22 protein-coding genes and 1 tRNA gene are annotated in these 26886 nt (G+C 63.7%); 7 read left to right on the forward strand and 16 right to left on the reverse strand.

The features are described 5' to 3' along the window. Nucleotides 1-108 precede the first annotated feature (108 nt). The 3 genes from HLG70_RS16280 to HLG70_RS16290 all read left to right on the forward strand — a co-directional run bounded on the left by HLG70_RS16280 (nt 109) and on the right by HLG70_RS16290 (nt 2943). Nucleotides 109-1458 carry a C4-dicarboxylate transporter DctA gene (locus HLG70_RS16280; RefSeq protein ID WP_171661933.1) on the forward strand — a complete coding sequence of 450 codons (1350 nt, stop codon included), beginning with the start codon at nt 109-111 and terminating at the stop codon, nt 1456-1458. A gap of 62 nt (nt 1459-1520) precedes the next feature. Then, nucleotides 1521-2210: a glutathione S-transferase family protein gene (locus HLG70_RS16285; protein WP_171661932.1), complete on the forward strand. Its 690-nt coding sequence runs from the start codon at nt 1521-1523 to the stop codon at nt 2208-2210. 190 nt (nt 2211-2400) lie between these two features. Beyond that, nucleotides 2401-2943, forward strand: coding sequence for a PIN domain-containing protein (locus HLG70_RS16290; protein WP_234103533.1), 543 nt, complete (start codon nt 2401-2403; stop codon nt 2941-2943). A 58-nt stretch (nt 2944-3001) separates the two neighbouring features. Here the strand turns inward: HLG70_RS16290 and HLG70_RS16295 are convergent, their stop codons facing one another. From HLG70_RS16295 to rpsO, 6 genes are all read right to left on the reverse strand, one after another. Beyond that, nucleotides 3002-4507 (reverse strand): tripartite tricarboxylate transporter permease, encoded by a 1506-nt coding sequence (locus HLG70_RS16295; protein ID WP_171661930.1) that lies wholly within the window; start codon nt 4505-4507, stop codon nt 3002-3004. A gap of 10 nt (nt 4508-4517) precedes the next feature. Further along, nucleotides 4518-4940, reverse strand: coding sequence for a tripartite tricarboxylate transporter TctB family protein (locus HLG70_RS16300; protein ID WP_171662036.1), 423 nt, complete (start codon nt 4938-4940; stop codon nt 4518-4520). A gap of 328 nt (nt 4941-5268) precedes the next feature. Beyond that, nucleotides 5269-6486, reverse strand: a complete 1218-nt coding sequence (locus HLG70_RS16305) for a threonine ammonia-lyase (RefSeq protein WP_171661929.1) — start codon at nt 6484-6486, stop codon at nt 5269-5271. 14 nt (nt 6487-6500) lie between these two features. After that, entirely contained in the window at nt 6501-7226 is a 726-nt protein-coding gene (locus tag HLG70_RS16310) for a hypothetical protein (RefSeq protein ID WP_171661928.1), read from the reverse strand. Between the two features lie 212 nt (nt 7227-7438). After that, complete coding sequence (gene pnp / locus HLG70_RS16315) at nt 7439-9598, reverse strand: polyribonucleotide nucleotidyltransferase (protein ID WP_171661927.1); 2160 nt, start codon at nt 9596-9598, stop codon at nt 7439-7441. 90 nt (nt 9599-9688) lie between these two features. After that, a complete protein-coding gene (gene rpsO / locus HLG70_RS16320) occupies nt 9689-9958 on the reverse strand; it encodes a 30S ribosomal protein S15 (RefSeq protein ID WP_006223612.1) in 270 nt (89 codons plus the stop codon). A 314-nt stretch (nt 9959-10272) separates the two neighbouring features. Between rpsO and HLG70_RS16325 the strand changes: the two genes are divergently transcribed. Continuing rightward, nucleotides 10273-10791 (forward strand): hypothetical protein, encoded by a 519-nt coding sequence (locus tag HLG70_RS16325; protein ID WP_171661926.1) that lies wholly within the window; start codon nt 10273-10275, stop codon nt 10789-10791. A gap of 48 nt (nt 10792-10839) precedes the next feature. Here the strand turns inward: HLG70_RS16325 and pssA are convergent, their stop codons facing one another. From pssA to HLG70_RS16345, 4 genes are all read right to left on the reverse strand, one after another. Continuing rightward, nucleotides 10840-11613: a CDP-diacylglycerol--serine O-phosphatidyltransferase gene (gene pssA / locus HLG70_RS16330; RefSeq protein WP_171661925.1), complete on the reverse strand. Its 774-nt coding sequence runs from the start codon at nt 11611-11613 to the stop codon at nt 10840-10842. Between the two features lie 170 nt (nt 11614-11783). Next, complete coding sequence (gene ilvC / locus HLG70_RS16335; RefSeq protein ID WP_171661924.1) at nt 11784-12800, reverse strand: ketol-acid reductoisomerase; 1017 nt, start codon at nt 12798-12800, stop codon at nt 11784-11786. A gap of 75 nt (nt 12801-12875) precedes the next feature. Then, nucleotides 12876-13367, reverse strand: coding sequence for an acetolactate synthase small subunit (gene ilvN / locus HLG70_RS16340; protein WP_006223608.1), 492 nt, complete (start codon nt 13365-13367; stop codon nt 12876-12878). Nucleotides 13368-13378: 11 nt separating this feature from the next. Then, the gene (locus HLG70_RS16345) at nt 13379-15148 is read right to left on the reverse strand and encodes an acetolactate synthase 3 catalytic subunit (protein WP_284143651.1); all 1770 of its coding nucleotides are present in this window, start codon (nt 15146-15148) and stop codon (nt 13379-13381) included. Between the two features lie 417 nt (nt 15149-15565). Between HLG70_RS16345 and HLG70_RS16350 the strand changes: the two genes are divergently transcribed. After that, entirely contained in the window at nt 15566-17788 is a 2223-nt protein-coding gene (locus tag HLG70_RS16350; RefSeq protein ID WP_171661922.1) for an FUSC family protein, read from the forward strand. A gap of 88 nt (nt 17789-17876) precedes the next feature. Here the strand turns inward: HLG70_RS16350 and yaaA are convergent, their stop codons facing one another. The 3 genes from yaaA to HLG70_RS16365 all read right to left on the reverse strand — a co-directional run bounded on the left by yaaA (nt 17877) and on the right by HLG70_RS16365 (nt 20772). Further along, nucleotides 17877-18650, reverse strand: coding sequence for a peroxide stress protein YaaA (gene yaaA, locus HLG70_RS16355; RefSeq protein WP_171661921.1), 774 nt, complete (start codon nt 18648-18650; stop codon nt 17877-17879). Nucleotides 18651-18665: 15 nt separating this feature from the next. Next, nucleotides 18666-19448, reverse strand: a complete 783-nt coding sequence (locus HLG70_RS16360) for a 3-hydroxybutyrate dehydrogenase (RefSeq protein WP_171661920.1) — start codon at nt 19446-19448, stop codon at nt 18666-18668. Between the two features lie 106 nt (nt 19449-19554). Further along, entirely contained in the window at nt 19555-20772 is a 1218-nt protein-coding gene (locus HLG70_RS16365) for a cation:proton antiporter domain-containing protein (RefSeq protein WP_171661919.1), read from the reverse strand. 276 nt (nt 20773-21048) lie between these two features. On the opposite strand from HLG70_RS16365, the gene HLG70_RS16370 reads away from it, so the two are divergent. Beyond that, nucleotides 21049-21139: transfer RNA gene (locus HLG70_RS16370), tRNA-Ser, on the forward strand. Nucleotides 21140-21240: 101 nt separating this feature from the next. Here HLG70_RS16370 and HLG70_RS16375 read toward each other — a convergent pair. Both HLG70_RS16375 and HLG70_RS16380 read right to left on the reverse strand, forming a co-directional pair. Beyond that, the gene (locus tag HLG70_RS16375) at nt 21241-22176 is read right to left on the reverse strand and encodes a tripartite tricarboxylate transporter substrate binding protein (protein ID WP_250157073.1); all 936 of its coding nucleotides are present in this window, start codon (nt 22174-22176) and stop codon (nt 21241-21243) included. A gap of 50 nt (nt 22177-22226) precedes the next feature. Next, nucleotides 22227-24158 (reverse strand): metallophosphoesterase, encoded by a 1932-nt coding sequence (locus tag HLG70_RS16380; protein ID WP_171661917.1) that lies wholly within the window; start codon nt 24156-24158, stop codon nt 22227-22229. A gap of 108 nt (nt 24159-24266) precedes the next feature. Here HLG70_RS16380 and HLG70_RS16385 point away from each other — a divergent pair, with 108 nt between their 5' ends. After that, nucleotides 24267-25079 carry an IclR family transcriptional regulator gene (locus HLG70_RS16385; protein WP_171661916.1) on the forward strand — a complete coding sequence of 271 codons (813 nt, stop codon included), beginning with the start codon at nt 24267-24269 and terminating at the stop codon, nt 25077-25079. Nucleotides 25080-25102: 23 nt separating this feature from the next. Here HLG70_RS16385 and HLG70_RS16390 read toward each other — a convergent pair whose 3' ends face one another. Then, nucleotides 25103-26701, reverse strand: a complete 1599-nt coding sequence (locus tag HLG70_RS16390) for a methyl-accepting chemotaxis protein (protein ID WP_284143595.1) — start codon at nt 26699-26701, stop codon at nt 25103-25105. Nucleotides 26702-26886 lie beyond the last annotated feature (185 nt).

The raw sequence follows: 26886 nt of genomic DNA on the forward strand, positions 1-26886 counted from the left end.
TATACAACTTAAGCATGCACTATCGATCAAGATAACGGTCCGCCCGACCATGCTGCACCCTTCCCGGCGCGGACTTCATGCCGTCACAGGCATCGAGGGGACAAAATCATGCGCCGCTTTGCGACATCGTTGTTTGGCCAGGTCGTCATCGCCCTGGCCTTGGGAGTAATACTGGGACTGGCCGTGCCAGACATCGCGCCCAAGCTGAAACCACTGGGCGACGGCTTCATCAAGCTGATCAAGATGATCATCCCGGTGCTGGTGTTCTGCGTGGTGGTCCATGGCATCGCCGGCGCGGGCGATCTGAAGCGCGTGGGCAAGGTGGGCGTGAAGGCGCTGATCTACTTCGAAGTGCTGACCACCCTGGCCTTGATCCTGGGCCTGGCCGTGGCGCTGGTGTTCAAGCCCGGCGCGGGCATGAATATCGACACCAGCACCCTGGACGCCTCCGCCATGAGCGCCTACGTGTCCAACGCCGACAAGCTCACCAGCGGCGGCACGGTGGAATTCCTGATGAAGCTGATTCCCAACACGGTCGTCAGCCCGTTCGCCACCGGCGACGTGCTGCAGGTGCTGCTGTTCGCGGTGCTGTTCGGCTGCGCGCTGTCGCAACTGGGAGAGCGCGGCAAACCCGTGGTGCGCCTGATCGACGCCACCTCCCAGGTCATGTTCAAGATCATGGGCCTGATCATCCGGCTGGCGCCGCTGGGCGTGCTGGGCGCGGTGGCGTTCACCGTCGGGCAATACGGCCTGGGCTCGCTCAAGCAGCTGGGCATGCTGGTGCTGGTGTTCTATGCATCGGTGGCGGTCTTCGTGTTCGGCGTGCTGGGTCTGGTGATGCGCCTGTGCGGCTTCAGCCTGCTCAAGCTGCTGCGCTACCTGCGCGAAGAACTGGCGGTGGTGTTCGCCACCACCTCGTCGGACAGCGTCCTGCCGCAGGTCATCGCCAAGCTGCGCCACCTGGGCATCCGGGACTCCACGGTCGGCCTGGTGATCCCGACGGGCTACTCGTTCAATCTGGACGCCTTCTCCATCTACATCACGCTGGCTGCGGTGTTCATCGCCCAAGCCACCAACACCCCGGTGTCGATGACGGACCTGATGACCATCCTGGCGATTGCGCTGATCACCTCCAAGGGCGCGCATGGCGTACCCGGCTCGGCCATTGTCATCCTGGCCGCCACGCTGCAGGCAATCCCGGCCATCCCCGCGATCGGGCTGGTGCTGGTGTTGTCGGTCGACTGGTTCATGGGCATTGCCCGCGCGCTGGGCAACCTGATCGGCAACTGCGTCGCAACGGTGGCCGTGGGCGCCTGGAACGGAGACGTCGACCGGGAACAGGCGCATGCCGTGCTGAACGGGGAGCGCCCGATGGACCTGACTCCCGCTCCGATCGCGGACGACGAAGAACCCGCCGGCTTGCCCGGTTTCCAGGCCCGGGGGCAGCGCCCGGCCTGAAAAAAAGAATGCGCAAAGCGCTCCCGCGGATTTAATCTGATCCGGCCACCAGGGAGCGCGCCATGATCACCCTCCATTCCTACCCCGGACTCTATGGCCTGGAAGACAACAATCCGTACGGCCTGAAGATCTACGCATTCCTGAAGCTGTGCCGCCTGCCGTTCGACCACGAGCACGGCATCGACGTCAGCGCGGCTCCGCGGGGGCAGTTGCCCTACCTCACCGACAACGGCCTGGCGATCGGCGACAGCGACGCCATCATCGTCTACCTGAAACGCCAATACGAACTGACCATCGACGCCTCGCTGGACCCGGCGCAGCAGAGTCAGGACGTGATGATCCGGCGCACCCTGGACGATCTGTATTGGGTCATGTCCTACTCGCGCTGGCGCGACGACCGCTATTGGCCGACCTTCCGCAGGGCGCTACTGGACACCCACCCGGACGTGACGCCCGAGCAGCTGGAAGCCGCCCGGCAATACAATTTCCAGCGCTATCACTATCAGGGTATCGGCCGATACGCCCCCGAGGAAGCCTATGCGCGCGGCATCGCCGACCTGGATGTGATTGCCAACCTGCTGGGCGAAAGCGGTTTCATGTTCGGCCCCAATCCCGGCAGCGTGGACGCCGGCATTTATGGCTTCCTGGCCAATATCTACCATTACGCCATCGACACGCCGCTCAAGCAGCACCTGCTGACCCGGCCGAATCTGGTGCGCCACTGCCTGGCGCTGCGGGCGGAACTCGGCTGAGGCCGGCGGCCACGGCTCAACAGGCCATCGAAAAAACCATTATTCTTCTGCCTCGCCCTTCTTTCTCCAACCCGCCGCGGCGGCCCGCGCCGCCCGGGCGCCCCGCCCGCCGCTGCCGGTCACTCCTCCGATCTTGAGCTCCACCAAACCCTCCTCCCCGCCCTTCATCGTCCTAGACGCCTGTGTCCTGATGTCCGGCATCCTGCGCCGGCTGTTGCTGCGCCTGGCGGAGGCCGGCGTGTTCATCCCGGTCTGGACCGAGCGCATCGGCGAGGAATGGCGCCGCAACGCATCGCGCATCTGGGACATCCCGCCGGAAGTGCTGGCCGAGTTCTGGGCCGACATGAACTCCCGGTTTCCAGGCGCCAACGAAACCGACACGCAGGTCTACGAAGCCTCGCTGCGCTACAGCGACCCCAAGGACTTCCATGTGATCGCGGCCGGCCTGGCGCGGCGCGCGCGCTGCGGCTTGCCGCAGACGCCCACCGTGCAGGTGCTGACGTGGAACCTGAAGGATTTCAACCGCTCGGAACTCCGGCGCCAGGGCCTGGATGTCTACAACCCCGACCGCATGCTGGTGCAGTGGTGGCAAGCCGGGCCCGACCGCATGCGCGACGCCATCGCGCAGATCCCCGCCGACTACATCGCGCTGGGCCGCGAGCCCGAACCGCTGTCTTCTACCCTGCATCGCGAACGCCTGTACGGCCTGAAGAACCTGGTCACCCCTCGATAAAAAAAAGGCCTGGGCAGCTTGCGCCGCGCCAGGCCCAGAGCCAACTTTATCCCGGGGGTCAGTCGACCTCCACGAAAGCCTCCTCGCGCTTCTTGCGCAGGGTCGGCAGCATCACCAGCACCAGCAGGATGGCGGCCAGCGCCAGCAGCGTCGCCGACAGCGGGCGCGTGACAAACGTCGTGAACTCGCCCCGCGAAAGCAACAGCGCGCGGCGGAAGTTTTCTTCCATCATCGGCCCCAGGACCAGGCCGAGCAGCAGCGGCGCTCCCTCGCAACCCAGTTTGCTCCACACATATCCCACGATGCCGAATACGGCGAACATGAAGATATCGAACACGTTGTAGTTCAGCGAGTACACCCCAATGGTGCAGAAGACGAGAATCGCGGGAAACAGCATCCTGTAGGGCACCCGCAACAGCTTCACCCAGATGCCGATCAGCGGCAGGTTGAGGATGACCAGCATCAGGTTCCCGATCCACATGGATGCGATCAGGCCCCAGAACAACTCGGGGTGGCTGGTCATCACCTGCGGGCCCGGCTGGATGTTGTGGATGGTCATGGCGCCCACCATCAGCGCCATCACCGCGTTCCCGGGGATGCCAAGCGTCAGCAGCGGAATGAAGGAGGTTTGCGCGCCCGCGTTGTTCGCGGATTCAGGTCCTGCCAGCCCGGCGGGATGGCCCTTGCCAAAGCGCTGCGGTTCTTTCGACAGTTTTTTCTCCAGCGTGTACGAAGCGAACGCCGACAGCACCGAGCCGCCGCCAGGAAGAATGCCCAGGGCCGAACCCAGCGCGGTCCCGCGCAAAATGGCTGGCGCGGCCTCGCGGAACTCCTGCCGGCTGGGATAGAGCGAGCCGACCTTGTCGGTGATTTCCACCCGGTTCTCTTTCAATTCCAGATTGCCCATGATCTCCGACAGGCCAAACACGCCCATCGCCACGATCGCGAAATCGATCCCGTCCTGCAGCTCCGGAATACTGAAGTCGTAGCGGGCCACGCCCGAGTTGACGTCGGTGCCGACCATCCCCAGCAACAGGCCAAGCAGGATCATGCAAATCGCCTTAGGCAGCGAACCCGAGGCAAGCACCACCGCACCGATCAGGCCCAGGGCCATGAGCGAAAAGTATTCCGCCGGCCCGAACGCAAAAGCCACCTCGGCCAACGGCGGCGCGAACGCGGCGATCAGCACGGTGGCCACGCTGCCAGCGAAAAACGACCCGATGGCGGCAAGGGACAGCGCGGCGCCTGCACGGCCGTTGCGCGCCATCTGGTGCCCGTCCAGCACGGTCACCACCGCCGAGGTCTCGCCCGGCAGGTTCACCAGAATGGCCGTGGTCGACCCGCCGTACTGCGTGCCGTAGTAAATGCCCGCCAGCATGATCAGCCCGGCGGTGGGCGGCAGCACGTAGGTGATGGGCAGCAGCATTGCAATGGTGGGCACCGGCCCCAGGCCGGGAAGCACGCCGACCAGCGTGCCCAGCAGGCAGCCGATGAATGCATAAGTCAGATTCTCAGGCGTGAAGGCCACGGAGAATCCCAGCATCAGGTTATGCAGCAGTTCCATTGCCGGTCTCCTAGTGGGTCAGCACGCTGGGCCACAGCGGGAAAATCAGGCCCAGACCGCGAATGAACGCGACGTAAGAGAACGCCACCAGGAACAGCCCGTTGGCGACGGCGACCTTCCAATTGAACTCGTGGCTGGCCAGGCTGCTGATCAGGACCAGCAGGAACACAGCGATGTAAAGCCCCAGGAATCGCAGCGCAAAGCCGTAGAACACGACCGAGCCGACCACGAGAAAGAGAATGCGGAAGTCATAGCGGCTGATCGCCGTCTTCCCGGCGCGCCTGGACATGCCGCTCATCATCACCACGGCGCCCATCAGCGCCAGCACGATGCCCAGCCAGAAAGGGAAGTAGCCCGGTCCCATCCGGGCCGCGGTTCCCATGGAATATTGCGTGGCCTGGGCGGCGAAGCCTCCCCCCAAGACGATGAACATGACACCGGACCAGAAGCCCTGTTTATCTACTATCAAGCTGCGATCTCCCTAAGTGGCGCGCCGGCATAGTCGTCACATCATTGGCGCGCGCATTTCTTTTCTTGCCCCCAGGCTCGGCGGGCAAACGATGAGATTCGCATCTTATATCGTGTCACGATATATTTGAAATCAGTATGAACCATGAGTTTTCCAGGGATAACCCCAGGTTGTCCTTTGGACATGGCTCACGCTTGCGGCCCGACGTCCGGCCTGAACGGCCCTCGGGAATCGGCGTCGGTCTGAGGCGGCGCCAAGGCGCCGCCTCAGACCCCGCCCTTAAAGGACATGCTCAGTGATCGTGGTTGCTGGCGGCGAAGCCCGCCGCGTTCAGGATGTCGATCACTTCCAGGATGTGGTCCGGCCCGCGGGTCTGAAGCACAAAATCCACTTCGACATTGCGCACCGGCAATGAGGTGAATGCGCGCTGATGGTGCACTTCGGTGATGTTGGCCTGGGCGTCGGCGATCAGCTTGGTGGCGTGCGCCAGGGCGCCCGGCAGGTCGCGCAGGTCCACCCGGATGCGCGCCAGGCGGCCGGCGCGCACCATGCCGCGCTCGATCAATTCGCCCAGCATCAGGGGATCGATGTTTCCGCCCGTCAGCACCAGGCCGATGCGCTTGCCCTGGTAGCGGCTGCTGCCCGCTTCCTGCGCGCGCAGCAGCGCGGCCAGGCCGGCGGCGCCCGCGCCTTCCACCACGGTCTTTTCGATTTCCAGCAGCACCACGATGGCGTGCTCGATGTCGCTTTCGCTGACCAGCTCGATATCATCGACCAGGTGGCTGACGATGGGCTGGGTCAGCGCGCCCGGAGACTTCACGGCAATGCCTTCGGCGATGGTGTACTGCCCCTGCGGCATGGACACGCCCTTGACGGCCGAGTACATGGACGGGAAGCGCTCGGTCTGCACGCCCACGATCTCGATGCCGGGCTTCAAGGCCTTGGCGGCCGTGGCGATCCCCGAGATCAGCCCGCCGCCGCCGATGGCAATGACCAGCGTGTCCAGTTGCGGCTGGTCTTCCAGCATTTCCAGCGCCACCGTTCCCTGCCCCGAGATGACGGCCTCGTCGTCGTAGGGGTGGATCATGATCAATCCGCGCTCGCTGGCCAGCTCGTAGCCCCGCGCCTTGGCATCGTCGAACGTGTCGCCGGCCAGCACCACCTCGGCGCCGAAACGCCGCGTATTGGCCACCTTGACCGTGGGCGTGAAGCGCGGCATCACGATCACGGCGGGCACGCCCATGCGCTGCGCATGGTAGGCCACTCCTTGGGCGTGGTTGCCGGCCGATACCGCGATCACGCCTTTGGCGCGCTCCTCGTCCGACAGCGTCAGCATGCGGTTCAGCGCGCCGCGTTCCTTGAAGGATGCGGTGAACTGCAGGTTCTCGAACTTCAGCCAGATCTCGGCGCCGAAGATGTCGGACAGCGTGCGTGACAGGGTAAACGGGGTCTTCAGCACCTGCCCGCGCAGGTTTTCGCGGGCGGTCTGGATGGAGGCGATATCGATCACGATGGAAAATCCTGTTAGCGCACCGGCAGGAAATTGAACAGCAGCAGGCCTTGCGCGTAGTTGATCCCGATACGCCTGGAATTCTCGCCGAGCAGGTTGGCGATCAGGTCGAGCCGGCCGATGATGGCGCCGAACTCGCGCTCGAAGCTGAGGTTCGTGGCGTTCTGGGACATTTCATTGGCCAGCAGCAAGTACTCGCCTTGATTGTTGCGGCGCGATGCCAGCAACCAGGCAGCGGCCTCGACATTCCGTGCGGCATTGTAGACCCGCTGCCCATCCAGCGCGTCGGTGGCGTACAGGCGGGTCTTGCCGTTGTGCGCCGCGATGATGGTGTCGGCCAGGCCGTAGATGAAAGCGCCGACCCGGTCACCCGCATAGTTGGGGTCCAGGGACACGGCCAGGATCTGGATGTCGCGCAGGCCGGCGAGGTCGCTGGGCGGAACGCGGACTTCAATGGAATGCTTGACCCGGTTCACCGCCGTGGCCTGATCCGGCACGCCGGTCTTGCGCCATTCCCGGGGGTTGCGCCGGTACAGCTTGTCCAGCAGCGAATAGAGGCTGGCGAGGTTGTCGCGCACTTCCAGCGTGACGGTGCGGTTGAAGTCCGTCTGCGCGAGCTGGTCGGCGGACATGTCTTCGCCCTTGGGGCCGCGCTGGCCCGGCCCGGGGCCGGTCATGCAGCCCGTCAGCAGCGCCGCAAGCAACGCCGCGACGCCGGCGGTCATCGGCCACGCGATCATGCCTTGCTCATCCCATGCCCCCTCAAGAATGCGTTGAGGGCACCCCGCAGGCTCGGGCGACGCCGCTCTCGCGCAAGACTTTACAGGAAGGTAGCCGAAGTTGGGAGACGTCCGCCACCTGGACAAGCAAGAAGATGAATCAGCGCCGCCCGGGCAGCCCAAGAAAAACGGCGCCTTGCGGCGCCGTTTTTTTCAATCAGGACCCTGCAGGCTTACTCAGCTTGCGGTTCCGATTGGGGGGCTGCTTCGGCAGCGGCGCCGGTTTGCTGCTCGATACCACCGATAGCCTTGATGGACAGGCGCAGGCGGCCCTTGTCGTCGGCCTCGATGACCTTGACGCGGACTTGCTGGCCGACCTTCAGAACATCGTTGATGTTCGCGATGCGGTAGTTGGCGATTTCCGAGATGTGCAGCAGGCCGTCGCGGCCCGGCAGCACTTGCACGATGGCGCCGAAGTCCAGCAGACGCAGGACCGAGCCTTCGTAGATCTGGCCCACTTCGACGTCGGCGGTCAGTTCGACGATACGACGCTGGGCTTCCTTCGCCTGCGCTTCGTCGACGCTGGCGATCACGATCGTGCCGTCGTCGGAGATGTCGATCTGCGTGCCGGTTTCTTCGGTCAGCGCGCGGATGGTGGCGCCGCCCTTGCCGATCACGTCGCGGATCTTCTCGGGGTTGATCTTGATGGTCAGCATGCGCGGGGCGAAAGCCGACAGCTCGCCGCGCGAACCGTCCAGCGCATCCTTCATCTTGCCCAGGATGTGCAGGCGGCCTTCGCGGGCCTGAGCCAGCGCCACTTGCATGATTTCCTTGGTGATGCCCTGGATCTTGATGTCCATCTGCAGTGCGGTGACGCCGTTTTCGGTGCCCGCAACCTTGAAGTCCATGTCGCCCAGGTGATCTTCGTCGCCCAGAATGTCCGTCAGCACGGCGAACTTGCCGCCGTCCAGGATCAGGCCCATGGCCACGCCGGCCACGTGATCCTTGACCGGCACGCCGGCGTCCATCATGGCCAGCGAACCGCCGCAGACCGAAGCCATCGACGAGGAGCCGTTGGATTCAGTGATTTCCGACACGATGCGGATCGTGTACTGGAAGTCTTCGGGAGCCGGCAGCAGCGGGATCAGCGAACGCTTGGCGAGGCGGCCGTGGCCGATTTCGCGGCGCTTGGGCACACCGATGCGGCCCGTTTCGCCGGTGGCGAACGGAGGCATGTTGTAGTGCATCATGAAGCGGTCACGGTACTCGCCCATGAGCGCGTCGATGATCTGCTCGTCCTGCTTGGTGCCCAGCGTGGCCACGACCAGCGCCTGGGTTTCACCACGGGTGAACAGCGCGCTGCCGTGTGCGCGGGGCAGCACGCCCAGACGCACGCTGATGGGGCGCACGGTGCGGGTGTCGCGGCCGTCGATACGCGGTTCGCCGTTAAGGATCTGGCCGCGGACAATGGCCGATTCCAGCGAGAACATGATGTTGTCGACAGTCACGGCGTCCGGCAGCGACTCGCCCTTTTCAGCGGCGGCGGCAGCCAGCTTGGCCGACACGTCGGCCGACACTTCACGCAGCTTGGCCGTACGGGCCTGCTTTTCGCGGATCTGGTAGGCGGCGTTCAGGCCTTCCTGGGCAGCGGCGGTCACCGCGGCGATCAGGGCTTCGTCCTTGGCGGGAGCTTGCCAGTCCCAATCGGGCTTGCCGGCGTCCTTCACCAGGTCGTGAATGGTGTTGATGACGGCCTGCATCTGCTCGTGGCCATAGACCACGCCGCCCAGCATGACTTCTTCGGACAGCTGTTGGGCTTCCGATTCCACCATCAGCACGGCGTTTTCGGTGCCGGCGACAACCAGGTCCAGCTTCGAGGACTTCAGCTGCGTGGCGGTCGGGTTGAGGACGTACTGGCCGTCGATGTAACCCACGCGCGCGGCGCCGATGGGGCCGTTGAACGGGATGCCCGAGATGGCCAGCGCGGCGGACGCGCCGATCATGGCGGCGATGTCGGGATCAATCTCGGGATTGACCGACAGCGTGTGGATGACCACCTGGACTTCGTTGTAGAAGTCTTCGGGGAACAGCGGACGCAGCGGACGGTCGATCAGGCGCGAGGTCAGCGTTTCCTTTTCGGAGGGCTTGCCTTCGCGCTTGAAGAACCCGCCCGGGATACGGCCGGCAGCGTAGGTCTTCTCGATGTAGTCGACGGTCAGCGGGAAAAACGTCTGACCCGGCTTGGCCTTCTTGGAAGCCACGACAGTGGCCAGGACAACGGTGTCCTCGATCGACACCACAACGGCGCCGGAGGCCTGGCGAGCGATTTCGCCAGTTTCCAGGACGACCGTGTGCTGGCCGTACTGGAACGATTTAGTCACTTTATTGAACATGACGATTATTCCTTACAAATGAAAAACCGTGGCCGTCGCGACATACGTCGCACCGACCACGGTTGCGTCATGGGGAGCCAGCCCCGTCGATCACTTGCGCAGACCGAGTTTTTCGATCAGTGCGCGGTACGAATCGGGATTGCGGCCCTTGAGATAGTCGAGCAGCTTGCGGCGACGGCTGACCATACGCAGCAGACCGCGGCGCGAGTGATGGTCCTTCATGTGTTCTTTGAAGTGACCAGTCAGTTCGTTGATACGGGCGGTGAGCAGAGCCACCTGAACTTCGGGGGAGCCGGTATCGCCTTGAGCGCGTTGGAACTGCGCAACGATATCGGATTTCTTGATGTCAGCTACAGACATTGATGACCTCTTCGGACATGCGACAGGGCCGAGGTGCCCTGACGTGGTTTGGAAAAATTTGCGCGAGACCTGGCTGAATTCGCTTTCTCACTGCTGCCAATGATGATCCGGGCAAAAACCTGGGACACGGGGCTAAGGCGCCGTCTTCCAGGCATCTGCCAAGGCATCTGCGGCTGGCGCAAAGTATCTTGCAGAATCAATACACTTGATAAAGCTCGATGATTATAGCTGATTCGCTAGAATTACCTCAATGAAGGCTTGAGGCTCCCTCCTGGGGGCCGCCTCCGCGTGCAGCGCCTGGAAGGAGCAACGACATGACTAATTATTACAAAACAGCCCGGATCGCCCTGGCGTCCCTTGCGCTGGCCGGCCTGACGGCCTGCGCCAACATGGCCCAGGTGGCGCCCGGAACCCCGCTCGCCGACGTCCAGGCCCAGTTCGGCTCGCCCAATTTCGAATGCCCGCAGGCCAATGGCGGGCGCCGCGTGATCTGGACCCAGCAGCCCATGGGCCAGTACGCCTGGGGCGCGAACGTGGGCACGGACGGCCGCGTGGACCGCGTGGTGCCGTTGCTGACCGATGCGCACTTCAAGTTGCTGGAAACCGGCGACTGGGGCCCGGAGCGGGTCCGCTGCGAATTCGGCCCGCCGGCCCGGATCGACGAGGTCGGCCTGGGCGAAAAGCGTGAAGTCGTCTGGTCCTACCGCTACAAGGAAAACAGCGTCTGGAATTCGCTGATGTACGTCTACATGAGCCGCGACGGCAGTAAGGTGACACACTTCCACCCCGGACCCGACCCTATGTACGACGACGACAAGTTCATGTGGCACTGAGCCACCCAGAATGAAAAACCCGCCTTACGGCGGGTTTTTCATTCTGGATCAGGACGAATGGCCCCGGCGTTCCTGCTGCAGCCGGCGGGCCTTGTTCCAGCGCCAGCCCCACATGACCCAGCCCGACAGGCCGTACAACACGAACAGGCCGAACAGCACGACCGGGGGATCGCTGGACACGAACACGAATACGGCCACCACCAGCAAGATGCCCCAGAACGGCACGCTGCGGCCCAGGGCGAAGCTCTTGCCGCTGAAGAACGGCGCGTTCGACACCATGGTGATGCCGGCGTACATGGTAAGCGTGAACGCCACCCAGGCCATCAGGCTGTCATGGATGGGCAGCTTGTTGTCCACGGCCAGCCAGACGAAGCCCGCCACCAGCGCGGCCGCGGCCGGGCTGGGCAGCCCCTGGAAGTAGCGCTTGTCGACGACGGCGATATTGGTGTTGAAGCGCGCCAGGCGCAGCGCGGCGCCGGCGACATAGACGAAGGCCGCCAGCCAGCCCCAGCGGCCCAGGTCGTTCAGGATCCATTCGTACATGACCAGCGCGGGAGCCACGCCAAAGGACGTCATGTCGGACAGCGAGTCATATTGCTCGCCGAAGGCGGACTGCGTATTGGTCAGGCGCGCCACGCGGCCGTCCATGCCGTCCAGCACCATGGCCACGAAAATGGCGATGGCGGCGACTTCGAAGCGGTCGTTCATGGCCTGCACAACGGCATAGAACCCCGCGAACAAGGCAGCGGTGGTGAATGCGTTGGGAAGCAGGTAGATGCTTCGGTGGCGGTTCTCGGAATCGCGCATGGAAAAATTGGGCATGGTCTCAATAACTTACAACGGACTTTCAAAGGTTAACCCATCTGGCCCCGCTTGCGGGCCGGAGCAAGTGGCGTGCCTGAGCTAATTAGCGCAAAAAAAGCGGCATGCCCTCGCAGGCATGCCGCTTTGACCCGGATTGCGCGGGGCCGGGCCCCGCGCAATGGCATGGATCAGTTCTTGGACTTGTCCACCAGCTTGTTGGCGGCGATCCAGGGCATCATGGCGCGCAGCTTGCCGCCCACTTGCTCGATCTGCGATTCCGCGTTGATGCGGCGGCGCGAGGTCAGCGTCGGAGCGCCGGCGGTGTTTTCCAGAATGAACTTCTTGGCGTATTCGCCGGTCTGGATGTCCGTCAGGCACTGGCGCATGGCCTTGCGGGTTTCTTCCGTGACGATCTTCGGACCCGTTTCGTATTCGCCGAATTCGGCGTTGTTCGAAATCGAGTAGTTCATGTTGGCGATGCCGCCTTCATAGATCAGGTCGACGATCAGCTTCAGCTCGTGCAGGCACTCGAAGTACGCCATTTCGGGCGCGTAGCCGGCGTCCACCAGCGTGTCGAAGCCGGCCTTGATCAGTTCGACGGTACCGCCGCACAGGACGGCCTGTTCGCCGAACAGGTCGGTTTCGGTTTCTTCGCGGAAGTTGGTTTCAATGATGCCGGCACGGCCGCCGCCGTTGGCGCTGGCGTACGACAGGGCCACATCGCGCGCGGCGCCCGACTTGTCCTGGTACACGGCCACGAGGTGGGGCACGCCGCCGCCTTGCTTGTACGTGTTGCGCACCGTGTGGCCGGGGGCCTTCGGGGCGATCATGATGACGTCGATGTCTTCACGCGGCACGACCTGGCCGTAGTGGACATTGAAGCCGTGGGCGAACGCCAGGGCGGCGCCGGCCTTGATGTTGGCGTGGACTTCCTTGTTGTAGACCGAAGCGATGTTCTCGTCGGGCAACAGCATCATGACGATGTCCGCCGACTTGACGGCGTCAGCCACTTCCTTGACTTCCAGGCCGGCGTTGGCGGCCTTGTTCCACGAGGCGCCGCCCTTGCGCAGGCCGACGATGACCTTCACGCCCGATTCATGCAGGTTCTGCGCGTGCGCGTGGCCTTGCGAACCGTAGCCGATGATGGCGACAGTCTTGCCTTTGATGAGGGACAGATCGCAGTCTTTGTCGTAGAAAACTTTCATGGTTGTGCTCCAGATTCCAGTATTTGGATATTCGATTAATTCAGATGTAGGGTGCGGCTTGGCCTGGAAGGCCGGTCAAATCTTCAAAATCCGTTCACCGCGTCCGATGCCGGACACGCCGGTGCGCACGGTTTCAAGGATGGCACTGCGGTCCAGGGCCTCCAGGAAGGCCTGTACTTTTTCCTGCACCCCGGTCAATTCGATGGTGTAGGACTTGTCGGTAACGTCAATGATGCGGCCGCGGAAGATGTCCGCCATGCGCTTCATTTCCTCGCGTTCCTTGCCCACGGCGCGCACCTTCACGAGCATCAGCTCGCGCTCGATGTGGGCGCCTTCGGTCAGGTCCACCACTTTCACGACATCCACCAGGCGGTTCAAGTGCTTGGTGATCTGTTCGATGACTTCATCGGAACCGGTCGTCACGATGGTCATGCGCGACAGCGTGGAGTCCTCGGTGGGCGCCACGGTCAGGGTCTCGATGTTGTAGCCCCGCGCGGAAAACAGGCCCACCACGCGCGACAGCGCGCCGGGTTCGTTTTCGAGGAGGACGGAAATCACGTGCTTCATGGGTGGCCTCCTTACAGGTCTTCAGAGCCGAGCAGCATTTCGGTCAGCCCGCGGCCGGCCTTGACCATCGGCCACACGTTTTCCGTGCGATCGGTGATGAAGTCCAGGAAGACCAGGCGTTCCTTGTGCTTGCCGAACGCCTCGCGCAGCGCCGGCTCGACGTCCGCCGGCCGCTCGATGCGCAGGCCCACATGGCCATAGGCCTCGGCCACCTTGACGAAGTCGGGCAGCGAATCCATGTACGACTCGGAATAGCGCGAGCCGTAGTCGATCTGCTGCCATTGGCGGACCATGCCCAGGAACCGGTTGTTCAGGCAGATGATCTTGGGCGTCAGGCGGTACTGGTGGCAGGTCGACAGTTCCTGGATGTTCATCTGGATGGAGCCCTCGCCGGTGATGACGGCGACGTCATGCCCGGGATTGGCCATCTGCACGCCCATCGCGTACGGCAGCCCCACGCCCATGGTGCCCAGGCCGCCGGAGTTGATCCAGCGGCGCGGCTTGTCGAACTTGTAGTACTGGGCCGCCCACATCTGGTGCTGGCCCACGTCGGACGTGACGAAGGCGTCGCCGCCGGTCACTTCCCAGAGCTTTTCCACCACGTACTGCGGCTTGATGACTTCGTCCGAATTGGCGAACTTCAGGCATTCCTTGCCGCGCCACGTCTCGACCTGCTCCCACCACTTGGTGATGGAGGCCGGCTTGTGCTCGGCGGCCGCGATCTCGTATTGCGCGCTGATGTCGGCCAGCACGTCCTTGACGTTGCCGACGATGGGAACGTCCACGCGCACGCGCTTGGAGATCGACGACGGATCAATGTCGATATGGATGATCTTGCGGGTGTTCTGCGCGAAGTGCTTGGGATTGCCGATCACGCGGTCATCGAAGCGGGCGCCGATGGCCAGCAGCACGTCGCAGTGCTGCATGGCCATGTTGGCCTCGTACGTGCCGTGCATGCCGGGCATGCCGACGAACTGGCCGCTGCTGGCCGGGTAGCCGCCCAGGCCCATCAGGGTGCTGGTGCAGGGCGCGCCCAGTTGCGACACAAGCTTGTTCAGCTCGGGCGCGGCGTTCGACAGGATGACTCCGCCGCCGGTGTAGATCATGGGCCGCTCGGCGGCCAGCAGCATCTGCACGGCTTTCTTGATCTGCCCCTGGTGGCCCTTGTTGACGGGCGCGTAGGAACGCATCGAGATTTCGCCCTTGGGCGGCGTGTACTTGCAGTGCGCGACGGTGATGTCCTTGGGGATATCCACCAGCACCGGGCCGGGACGGCCCGTGCGCGCGATGTAGAACGCGCGCCGCATGGTTTCGGCCAGGTCCTTGACGTCGCGCACAAGGAAGTTGTGCTTGACGCAGGGACGCGTGATGCCGACGGTGTCGCATTCCTGGAAGGCGTCCTCGCCAATGGCCGCAGTGGGCACCTGCCCGCTGATGATGACCATCGGGATGGAATCCATGTAGGCGGTGGCAATGCCGGTGACGGCATTGGTCACGCCCGGGCCGCTGGTCACGAGGCAGACGCCGACCTTCTGCGACGAGCGCGAATAGGCATCGGCGGCGTGCACGGCGGCTTGCTCGTGACGAACCAGGATATGCTGAAATTTGTCTTGCTTGAAGATCGCGTCGTAGATGTAAAGCACTGCGCCGCCGGGATAGCCGAAAACGTGTTCCACGCCCTCATCGGCCAGGCAGCGCACGACGATATCGGCGCCATTCATTTCCATGTTGTATTTCCTTTCAGTACCGGCCCTGCAACCCTGACTGCTGCTCGCCCGGATACGGCGGCAACTGAACCCATACCGGCTACGACAACATGATCCGGCGCTTAGCGGCTCACGGAGCCACGCCACCCGGACACCTTGCCGACCCGGCACACGCTCGACAGAACGCAGTGCAAACGCCCCTTGGGGACGCTGGAGGTCGAAATGGAAGCCTTGGCAACACACGCTTGTGGCGCGGCCAACGGCAGGTGTAACTGCTGCAAGACGGCTGGGAGGTGACCCTGGCCGTCTGCATCAACGCTCCGGTATCGGATAGGCAGACCGAAGCAAGTGGAGGAATTTACCGCGTTGCGTCAAAGGTGGCAAATCGGCTTTTGCCGACCGTTGCGCGGAAGGTTCGGTAACTATCCGACCCCAAAAAATCCGCGAGCCTCTCTATACTTGTTCCGTCGTCCAGAACCGAGCCGCAGCCCCATGGATTTGCGCATTGCCAGCATTCGCCGCTTCCTCTATAGCCACTACTTCTTCGGAGGGGTGCGCCAGGGGGTAGGCATGCTGTTGCCGGTGCTGGTGCTGGGGGGCATTTTCGGCAATTACACGACGGGGCTGGTCGCCACCTTCGGCGCGCAGTGCCTGGCCATCATCGACCAGCCGGGCGGCCCGCAGCGCCACCGCACCAACGAGATGCTGGGCGGCGCGGCGCTGGGCACCATCACCGTCATCATCACCGGACTGGCGTCCACGCATCCCGTGCTGATCTGGCTGGTGGTCATCGCGCAGTGCTTTGTCTATTCGATGTTCACGGTCTTCGGCAAGCGCGGCGGGCTGATCGGCTTTGCCGGCCTGCTGCTGATGACCTTGACCATGCATTCGCCGCTGGAGCCGCACGAGGTGCTGGCCCACGCAATCGCCACCCTGGGCGGCGCGCTGTTCTACGTGGCGTTCAGCCTGGGCTTCTCCCGGCTGTTCTGGCTGCGCGAAGAACAGCAGGCCATGTCGGTGGCGCTGTTTGCCACGGCCGACTACGTCGCCGCCCGCGCCGCCTTCTATGACGAAACGGCCGACCTGGACGAGGCCTACCGCAACCTGATCCAGCGCCAATCCGTCATGACGGAGAAGCACCAGGCCGCCCGCGACATGGTGCTGCGCGCCCTGCCCCGCGGCAAGGGCCTGGGCGACCGCCAGCGCGTCATGATCTGGAACATGTTCGTGGACATGCTGCAGCTGCTGGACACCCTGGTGGCCACACACACCGACTACGCCGCGTTGCGCCGCACGCTGGCCGGCAACGACTGCCTGATGTTCATGCGCGACGCGCTGGTGAAGATGTCGCTGGAACTCAACCGCATCGCGCTGGACGTGTCGCGCGGCCGCAAGGTGCAATACCGCAGCAGCGCCAAGGCGGAACTGCGCGCCATCGAATACGAGATCGAGCAGCTCAAGCAGCAGGGTCTGGGCGAGCGCGACCCGGAGATGCTGGCGCTGATCATCCAGGTGCTGCGTCGCCTGCGCAATTCGGCGCGCATCGTGGACCGGTTGGCCGACCACACCGCGGCCTCGCCCGACGCCAAGCCCACGGACGTGCTGCGCATCAACAAATCGCTGACCCGGTTCATCTCGCGCCAGGAGTTCCGCATCGGCCTGCTGACCAGCAACCTGCGGCTGGATTCGCCTCACTTCCGCTACGCGCTGCGGGTGACGGCCGCCGCCGCGATCGCCATGACCCTGGCCAGCCGCTGGCTGTCGCCGGCGTTTTCGGCCCACAACTACTGGATCATGCTGACCATCGTGATCATCATGAAACCGGGCTTCGCGCTGACGCGTCAGCGCAATGGCTGGCGGCTGATGGGCACCCTCATCGGCTGCATCTGCGCCTTGCTGCTGTTCAACGTCACCGACCAGCCCAGCATCCTGTTCGCGGTGCTGCTGGGCGCCTGCATCATGGGCAACAGCCTGGTGCAACTGAACTACATGGCCAGCGCGATCTTCAACACGCTGTTCGTGGTGCTGGTCTTTCACTTCGTGTCGCCGGGCACCGTGTCCATGTCGGTGATCGGCGAACGCGCCATCGACACGCTGCTGGGCTGCGCGCTGGCGCTGATCTGCAGCTACATCCTGCCGTGGTGGGAGGCCCGCTACCTGAAGCCGCTGGCCTCGGCCGCGACCCGCGCCAACCGCGAGTACCTGCTGGCGGGGCTGCGCTACGTTGAGGCCATGCAGGCGCACGGCGCACCGGTGGGCAACGCCGCCGCCGAGACGCCCGCGGTGACCGACGCCGACCTGGCCTGGCGCCTGGCCCGCAAGAACGTGCACATCGCGTTCAGCAACTTCGCCGAAGCGTTCTACCGGATGATGAGCGAACCCAAATCGCACCAGATCGAAGTCCCGGAACTGAACAACCTGCTGATCCAGAACCACGTGCTGGCGTCGCAGATCACCGCCGCGATTCCCATCCTGGCGGCCTTGCCCAGGACCCCCGAACCGATACAGCAGGCCATGAACGGCATGGTCGACCTGCTGGACGAAGGCCGCTCCCAGGCGCCAGCCAACCTGCCCACGCAGTTCGACACCGAAGGCGAACAAGCCGCGCTGGTCTATCCGGTCAAGCAGATGCTGAAAGCCACCCACATGATCCGCCAGGAGCTCCAGGCGCTAGCCGACCCGATGCACGCGCCGCCACTGGCGGCGGCCTCCTAGGCCTGCGCGCGGATCGCACGCGACCCACAAAAAAAAGCCGGCCTGTCTTCAGGCCGGCCATTTTTTTATTGCGGCGGAGCCGCCCTGTTCAGTCCAGCTTGCGCCGGAACACCAGCTTGTCTTCCGACGAAGCCGATGCGTCATACGCATAGCCTTCCAGGTCAAAGCCCTGCAGGCCTTCCGGCTTGGCGACCTTGTGCTGGATGGCGTAGCGGGCCATCAGGCCGCGCGCGCGCTTGGCGTGGAAGCTGATGATCTTCCAGGCGCCGTTCTTCCAGTCCTGGAACACGCACTGCACCACGCGCGCCTTCAGGGTCTTCAGGTCGACCGACTTGAAATATTCTTCGGACGCCAGGTTGACGATCACCGGAGACTTCTGGCCGGCCTGCCGTTCATTCAGGTAGTCTGCAATGGTGCTGCCCCAGTACTCGTACAGGTTCTTGCCCTTGGGAGTCACCAGCCGCGTGCCCATTTCCAGGCGATACGGCTGCATCAGGTCCAGCGGACGCAGCACGCCGTACAGGCCGCTGAGGATGGCCACATGCTCTTGCGCCCAATCCAGCTGCCTGGCCGACAGCGTGGCGGCATCCAGGCCTTCATAGACATCGCCATTGAAGGCCAGCACGGCCTGGCGCGAATTGGCCTGGGTGAAACTGCGCTTCCAGTGCGCATAGCGCTGGACATTCAGCTCGGACAGGGCCGGGCTCAGGCTCATGAGCCCGGAGATGTCCTCGGCGGTCTTGGTCTTCAGGACCTTGATCAGGCCTGCGGCCTGATCCACGAACAGGGGCTGGGTGTGCGTCTCGATGTGCAGCGGCGAGTCGTAGTCCAGCTTCTTGGCGGGGGAAAGCAAAAACAGCATTCGGGGATTCCTCTATTAACGCGCCGTCCAGCCGCCATCGACGGAGACGGACGTTCCGGTGATTTGCGCCGCGGCGTCCGAGGCCAGGAACACGGCGGTTCCGCCCAGTTGTTCCGGCGTCACGAATTGCAGCGACGGCTGCTTTTCGCTGAGCAGGTCGCGAGCCGCGGTTTCCTGGTCGACGCCATTCTTTTCCGCCAGCGCGGTGATCTGCTTTTCCACCAGCGGAGTGCGTACCCAGCCCGGGCAGATGGAGTTGGCGGTAATGCCCTGCCCGGCCGTTTCCAGCGCCGTGACCTTGGTGAAGCCCACCACTCCGTGCTTGGCGGCCACGTAGGCCGACTTGTTGGCCGAGGCCACCAGGCCGTGCGCGGACGCAATGTTGATGATGCGGCCAAAGCCCTGCTTCTTCATGTGCGGCAGCGCGGCGGCGGTGCCGTGGAACACGGCCGACAGGTTCAGCGCCAGGATGGCGTCCCACTTTTCGGCCGGAAAGTCCTCGATCAGCGCGGTGTGCTGGATGCCGGCATTGTTGACCAGGATGTCGATGCGGCCCATCTGGCTGACCGCGTTCTCGACCAGCGCGCGCACCGCCGAGCCCTTGGACAGATCGGCGCCGTCGTAGATCACCTTCACGCCATGCTTGTCGGCAAGGCCGGCGCGCAGCGTTTCAATCTCGGCGGCGTCGCCAAAGCCGTTCAGGACGATGTCGGCGCCCTGCTGGGCGAAGGCCGTGGCGATTCCCAGGCCGATGCCGCTGGTGGAACCGGTGACAAGGGCGACTTTTCCTTTGAGCATGCGAATTCTCCTGTGATCTGGCGCGAAAAGCGGGAAGCGGAAACGGGCTACAAGTGTAGCTGCCCGGCAAGACGGCAATCATGCCATGTCCCCACGGGTCGCGGGGTCAAGCGGCGGGCGGTTTGTCCTGCGGCGAGGACGGCGGCGGCGCTCCGGCTTGCGCGGCGTCGGCCGTCGGCAGATCCGCCATGCCGCCCATTTTTCCAGGCACGCGCTCGAGCAGCTTGATCAGCACGGGCACCACGCCCATCGACACCGCCACGATCACCGACAGTACGTCGCGCTGCTCCAGGTTGACCAGATGGTTGTCCCAGGCTTCGTTGAAGATGGCGAAACTGAATTCCCCGCCTTGCGCCAGCACGATGGCAAACAGCAGGCGGTGATAGCGGGGCAAGCCCAGAAAGCGCGCAAAGCCATACAGGACCAGGGCCTTGACCAGCAGCAGGGCGCCCACGCAGGCAAAGATGAGCAGCCAGTGATGGGCCACCACCCGCAGGTTGATGGACATGCCGATGGCCACGAAGAACAGGCCCAGCAACAACCCCTTGAACGGTTCGATCGACTTTTCCAGGTCATCCCGGTAGCGGGACTCGGCCATCAGCACGCCCACCAGGAATCCGCCCAGGCCCGCCGACAGGCCCGCATAGTCGAACAATTGGGCGGCGCCCACCACCATCAGCAGCGCGGCCGCGGTGAAGAGCTCATTCAGTTCCGCCTTGGCCGCCCAGCCCAGCAGCCGCAGCCGGTAGGCCAGGCCCACGACAGCCACGGCCACGAGCGCCTCCTTGAAGGACGGCGCCGACGTGCCGTCCGACCCCAGCAGGCCGGCCGCCACCAGCATGGGAATCGCCGCCATGTCCTGGAACAGCAACACCCCCAAGGCGGAGCGCCCCAGCGGCGTGCGCGTCAGCGCGCGTTCGTCGAGCAGCCGCAACGCCACGGCGGTGGACGAGAGCGCCAGCGACAGGCCGCAAAGCACCGCCGCCTGCCATTCCATGCCGGCCAGATGGCGCAAGGCCGCGCCGAACACCAGCCCCAGCAGCAGGCCGCAAGCCAGCATCTGCAGGGAGCCCAATATGAAGACCTCGTTGCGCATGGCCCACAGGCGCTTGGGCGACAGCTCCAGGCCGATGATGAACAGCATCATCACCACGCCCCACTGCGAGACGCCGACCATCGTGTCCACGTTCGTCACCAGCTTCAGGCACGAGGGCCCGACCAGCACGCCCGCGATCAGGTAGCCAGGGATGGCCCCCAAGCCCAGCAGCTGGGTGACGGGCACGCACAACACAGCCGCAAGCAGGAGGATGAGAATCAGGTCCATGGGCGACTGAAGCCTTGGGGAAACCGCCGGAAGAGGAAGAACAACCAATGCCGGGACGCCGGCATGTCGAGATTCTGGGCAAAGATCGCCGGCGCTGAAAGCCCGTTGAAACCCGTTGTGGGGATCTTTCCAACACCCCCTTTACACAAACAAAAAAAATCCTGTAGAATTGCGGGCTTCGCTGCTCCGACAACGATGATCCTTCCGACCAGGGATCTGTGTGAGGGAACAGTCCTTATCAAGGACCGTGATCTCAACGTTACGGAATCCAGCCACGGAGAGGTGGCAGAGTGGTCGAATGTACCTGACTCGAAATCAGGCGTACGGTATCCCCGTACCGTGGGTTCGAATCCCACCCTCTCCGCCAGTATTTCAGCACTTGCGTGCAACTCAAAAGCCCCTTTCGGGGCTTTTGTTTTTTCTGCTGCCTGAGCAAAAACCCCGGGCCACAACCCCGGGGGCAATCCTCTATTTTGTATTGGCATCCTTGAGGATTTCGCCCCAGACGGCGAACTCATCCTTTGCCAGCTTCGCGTAGGCTTCGCCGCTCTGATAGGCGACCATCTGGCCGAATTTGCCTTGATATGCGGATTTGACGGCGGGATCGACCAGGATTTTCTTCAACGCGGCTTCCAGCCTTTGCCGGACCTCGGGATCGAGCCCGGCTGGCGCGGCCACGGACAGGAAGGAATTCTGGGAATAATCGACCAGGCCTGTTTCCTTCAAGGTCGGCACATCAGGCAAGGCCGCCCAGCGCTGCGGGCTGGTCGCGGCCAGCATGCGCAGCTTGCCGCTGAGAACCAGCGGCAAGGCGGTAGCCGGCGATGCATTGATCAACTGAATCTGCCCGCCGATCAGCGCGGGAACGGATTCGTTATCTCCTTTGTATGGCACGAATACCCAGTCCAGCTTCAGGTCCTGCCCCAGCCGCTGCATGGTCAGCTGGTTTGTCGTCCCGGCGGACAACGTGCCATAGGTCAGCGCACCCGGGTTCTTGCGCCCGTAGTCCACCAGGTCCTGCAGCGATTTCCAAGGCGCATCCGCCGCCACGAAAATGCCATAGTCGTACGGTCCGACGACAGCCAGGTGATCAAAAGCGGTCAGCGGTTCGTAGGGTACTTTTTGAAGATGAGGAATGATCGCAAGCGTCGGCAGATTGACGGTGCCGATCGTGTAGCCATCCGGCTTGGCGTTGGCGATCGCCCCCACCCCGATCATGCCCCCTGCTCCAGGACGGTTGACCACGACCACCGGCTGCTTCAGCTCCGCGCCCAGCTTCGCGGCCAGGTCCCGCGCCACGGTGTCGGTGGTCGTGCCAGGAGGAAACTGGACAATCATCTGGAGCGGATGATCAGGCCAAGCGGCATGCGCTGCCGCCGAAAGCGCAAATTGCGCGATGAACAACGAAACGACTCTGTACATGGCGGTTCTACCCCGTTCGATTCGGATTGATATCAAGAGAAGAGCGCGATATCGCGCCAGTCAGCCAGCGTTGCGGCTCCTGCCGTCGACGCCTGCGCCAGCAGTGGAATGCGGCATTTCACTGGCTTGCCATCGGCGCTCGATTGCAGCAGCAACGTCAACCCATCATCCGCACGGGAGAGCGACAGCAGCCTGAGCTCGCCGGCGCGAGCCAGGCGATCATGGAGCTTGCGCAGCACGACCGCGGCCCGCCGCGGGTTGTGGCGACGGTCGACCAGGCCGTTTCTGGAGAAATAGGCCCGATCAACATCCATGAACGTATCGAGGGTGACCGGGATATGGGGGTAGAGCAGCGCGGCCACGGCGGCTTCGGCGCTACGGGCCGCCTGCCGTTGATCGTCGCCCTGGACATGCGAGGATTTGCCTGCCGCCAGCACGACGTGGACCGACACTTTAAGGTCTTGCGCGCCCGCCAGCTCGGCAATGGCCAGCATTGATTCAAGCACGGGGTCATCGGCTCCTATCCGGATGAGCAAGCCGGCTCCCGACTGGACCAGGCGCGTGAATTCGCCCAGGCGGCCCAATTCCGCGACGGGCAGGCCGCAACTCATCGTATGGTCGAATGTTGCGTGCTTGTCAGTGCTGGGGCGCAAGATCGGGGCAAAGTACGCTGGTACGCCAATTGCCTTGAGCCTTGCGGCAAGCGCCGGGTCAAGCGCGGTTTCAGGCGCGATCATCTCGTAGCCGGCCAGGCTCGGCGCAATGGACGCCAGGCGAGCGAGGGTTTGCGGCCCTGGCGCGACGGTGCCGTGCACGATGAACCGGTGGCCCAGGCCACCCATCAGCGCCATCCGCTCGAAAGCCGCATCATCGTTGACGTCAGCCAGAGGCACGCGCGCGGTCCGGACACCCGCATCCCAAAGATTGAGCGCGAAATAATCATTGCGTACGCGCTTGCGGACAAAGGCATCCAGCGGCGGATTGCAAGGCAGCAATTGCGCCCCTGCCCAATCGTGATTGAACTCTACGCCGACGGTCTGCGCGTCGTGCCCGCGGATGTCTTCGCCCAGCTGCACAACCATGTCGCCGACCTCGCCGGCATCGGTCGAGCCATAGGTGCGCACGAAGCGTGCAATATGGCCGCGCTCATGCACATCGACCACGAAGAACCCGAATTTCCCCAGGTCATTGCGGCCCAGCTCCTCAGCCGGTGCAACACGGAAGAGTTCGGCGTAGTCCTGGCGGAAATTCGTTGACGACGGCAACGCGTAGGACCAGGCCTTGCCGATCCTGTTCAGGAAGAACGTATGAACATGGCCGGCGAACAGCGCCTCGACATTGCTGCGCTCAAGCAATTCGATCAGGCGCCGGCGCGGAGCGCTGTCGATATTGTCATAGTTGTCCTCTTCGTCGGCCGCCGTGATGAACGGCGGGTAGTGCGAGAACAGGAACACGCGCTTGTCCGCCGTGGAGGCCACGACTTCGTCAAGAAAGGCCCATTGCGCTTCTTCCTGCGGCAGCCCCGAACCGAACAGACAAGCGTTCACGATGACAAAGCAAATGCCGGCATGGTCGAAGCGCTGCCACTGCGCCCCGAACTTTTCCTCGTACTTCGCGCAAGTCGCTTCGGAGATGGTCGCGGCGGGATTGCCGGGCAGGCACTTGTCGCCGATATCGTGGTTTCCCGGCGCAATGTAGAAAGGCGCGTCCAGCCGCTGATAGAGCGATTGCGCAAAATGCGCGGCCGGGTCGTAATCCGCGGTGTGCGGCAAGGGATGCACAACGTCGCCCACATGGACGGTAAACACCGGGGCGATGGCATTGATAGCCTGCACCACGACCTCATTGCGCGGATTGGCAAGATGATTCGTCTGCCAGGGGGAAGTGTTGTCCGCATCCACCGGATTCAAGTGCGAGTCCGCCACGACCGCAAAGCGGAACAAGCGCCGTCCTTTCATTTCCATTGCCTCAACTTCCTTGTAGACATATTCCAAATAGTGGAATACAATTATAAATAACGGTATTGCATTCTTTTATTTCGAATTCATTCCGATATCAATCGGGGAAACCCCATGACGCGTTCCACCCTGCATGAGCTTCAACCCCGCACCGCGCTGGACGAACACCCGCAATTCGCCTCCACGCTGGCGAATGGCTTTGATGTTCTTCGGTGTTTTTCGGCCGCGCGTCCCGTGCTTGGCAACAAGGACATTGCCGAATCGCTCGGCCTGAGCAAGCCAACCGTATCGCGGCTGACGTTTACGTTGGTGGCGTTGGGCTATCTGAGCCGGGACGAAGAGACCCGGAAGTACGCCATTGCCCCGGCGGTACTGTCGCTGGGCTATCCCTTGCTGGTGCAGCTCACGGTGCGGCGGCTGGCCGAACACGGGATGTTCGATCTGGCCCGCTTTGCGCGAGGCCCGGTTTCGATAGGCATGCGCGACCGTCTCCAGGTCGTGTATGTCGAAACCGTGCACGACCGGGACAACAACGGCGCAAAGCCGGACATCGGATCCACCCGCCCCTTGCTACGCACCGCGATCGGGCACGCCTTGCTCTGCGCGCACGCGCCGAACGACAGGGAGCTTCTGCTCGAGCTCCTCGCGGCCCAGGAGCCGGAGCATAACGACAGCGGCAGACAAGCGCTGGCGGCATCGGCCCAGGCGATTGAAGAGCGCGGCTTCTGCATGAGCCACGGCGCCTGGCGCTCGGACCTTATCGGCGTGGCCGCGCCTTTGCGGTTCAAAGCCAACGGCATGCCGCTGGCGGTGAATGTCACCTTGCCCGCGACGGCTGGTCAATCCGACTGGATCGAACAGGAAGTCGGCCCCCGGCTGGTATCGTTCGTGCGCGACCTGGACAGCAGGCTGGGAGCCGAGGTTTAGTCCTCTGCCTTGGGCCTTTATTTCTAGTAGGCCGCGAGCCGCAACGCCGCCGACGAACGGGGCGCTGCGGCGGGGATTGCGCCCTGCCCGCCGCCCGGTAGCTTGAAGGCGCTGACCGCCCGCGTCAGTTCCGCCGCCTGGTCCTGCATCGAACCCGCGGCGGCCGCGGCTTCTTCCACCAGCGCCGCGTTCTGCTGAGTCGCCTCGTCCATCTGGGACACGGCGCGGTTGACCTGCTCGATGCCGTCGGCCTGCTCGGCGGAGGCCGCGGCGATCTCGCCCATGATGTCGGTCACGCGCTGCACCGAACTCACGATCTCCTGCATCGTCGACCCGGCGCGTTCCGCGCTGCCCGAGCCCTGGCTGATCTTCTGCACGGTGTCCTCGATCAGGGTCTTGATTTCCTTGGCGGCCTGGGCGCTGCGCTGCGCCAGGGTGCGCACCTCGGCCGCGACCACCGCGAAGCCCTTGCCCTGCTCGCCAGCCCGCGCCGCCTCCACCGCGGCGTTCAAGGCCAGGATATTGGTCTGGAAGGCGATGCCGTCGATGACGGAAACGATATCGGAGATCTTGACGGAACTGGCCGAGATCGCGCTCATGGTGCTCACGACTTCGGACACGGTGGCGCCGCCCCGCGAAGCGGTGTCCGATGCCGCCGCGGCAAGCTGGTTGGCCTGCTTCGCGCTGTCGGCGTTCTGCTTCACGGTGGAAGACAGCTGCTCCATGGACGCGGCCGTCTCTTCCAGGGAAGCGGCCTGCTGCTCGGTGCGGGAAGACAGGTCGGCGTTGCCGGCCGCGATCTCGCCGGACGCGGAAGCGATGCTGTCCACGCCGGTCCGGATCCGCGCAACGGTGCCGACCAGGTTGGCGTTCATGGATTCCAGCGCCTGCATCAACTGCCCGATCTCGTCGCGCGAGGTCGCGACGATCGTGCTGGTCAGGTCATTGGCGGCCACGGTGCGCGCGACGCGCACGGCGTCGGACAGCGGCCGGGTAATGCCGCGGGTAAGCAGGACGGCCAGCAACAGCCCGCTCACGACCGCAATGGAGCCGATCGCGATCATCCAGAAATTGGCCGAGACATAGGCATCCTCGATTTCAGCGGCGCGGGCGTCGATATCGGCGCGCTGCAAATTGGACAGCCGGGTGATCTGGTCGATGAACTGGCGCGTAGCCGGCAGGAACTCCTGGGAGAAGACCTTGTTGGCCGTCTCCACGTCGCCGTCGGTCTTGGCCTTGAAGATCCGGTCGCGCGTGCTCAGGTAGGCAGCCCGCGATTTGCCGATGCCTTCCCAAAGCTGCTTTTCCTCGTCGGTCTCGATCAGCGGTTCGATCTTCTGCTGCAATGCCGAGGAATTGCGCGTGGACGTGGCGGCTTCCTCGGTGAAGAATCCCGCCAGGCTCGCGTCGGCGCTCTTGGCGATAGCCGTGGTCCGCGTGACCCCGGTCTGGATATTGCGAGCCCAATCGTTGATCAGGCGTTCCTTGGTCAGGGACCGCTGTGTAACGGTCTCGACCGACTCGTTGATGTCGGCCAGGCTGACCAGGCCCACAATGCACATGACCATGATCATGGCCAGCAAGATGGCGAATCCACCCGCAAGGCGGGTTCCAAGCTTCATGTTTTTCATACTGCCTCCGGCTACTTCCAGGGCAAGTGTGCATGCGTGCTCGGGCGCAAGCCTCGGCGTCTGACAGGCGCCGCCGCCAATGCAAGCCAGATGCCCGCAAGCCCCTGGAGATCCGCCCCCGATAATGGTGTCCGTTGTGTCGAAAAAAGTGCCGCCGGAGAGCTCGGATTCGAGGT

This window comes from Achromobacter deleyi (genome assembly GCF_013116765.2).
Lineage (GTDB): Bacteria > Pseudomonadota > Gammaproteobacteria > Burkholderiales > Burkholderiaceae_B > Achromobacter > Achromobacter deleyi_A.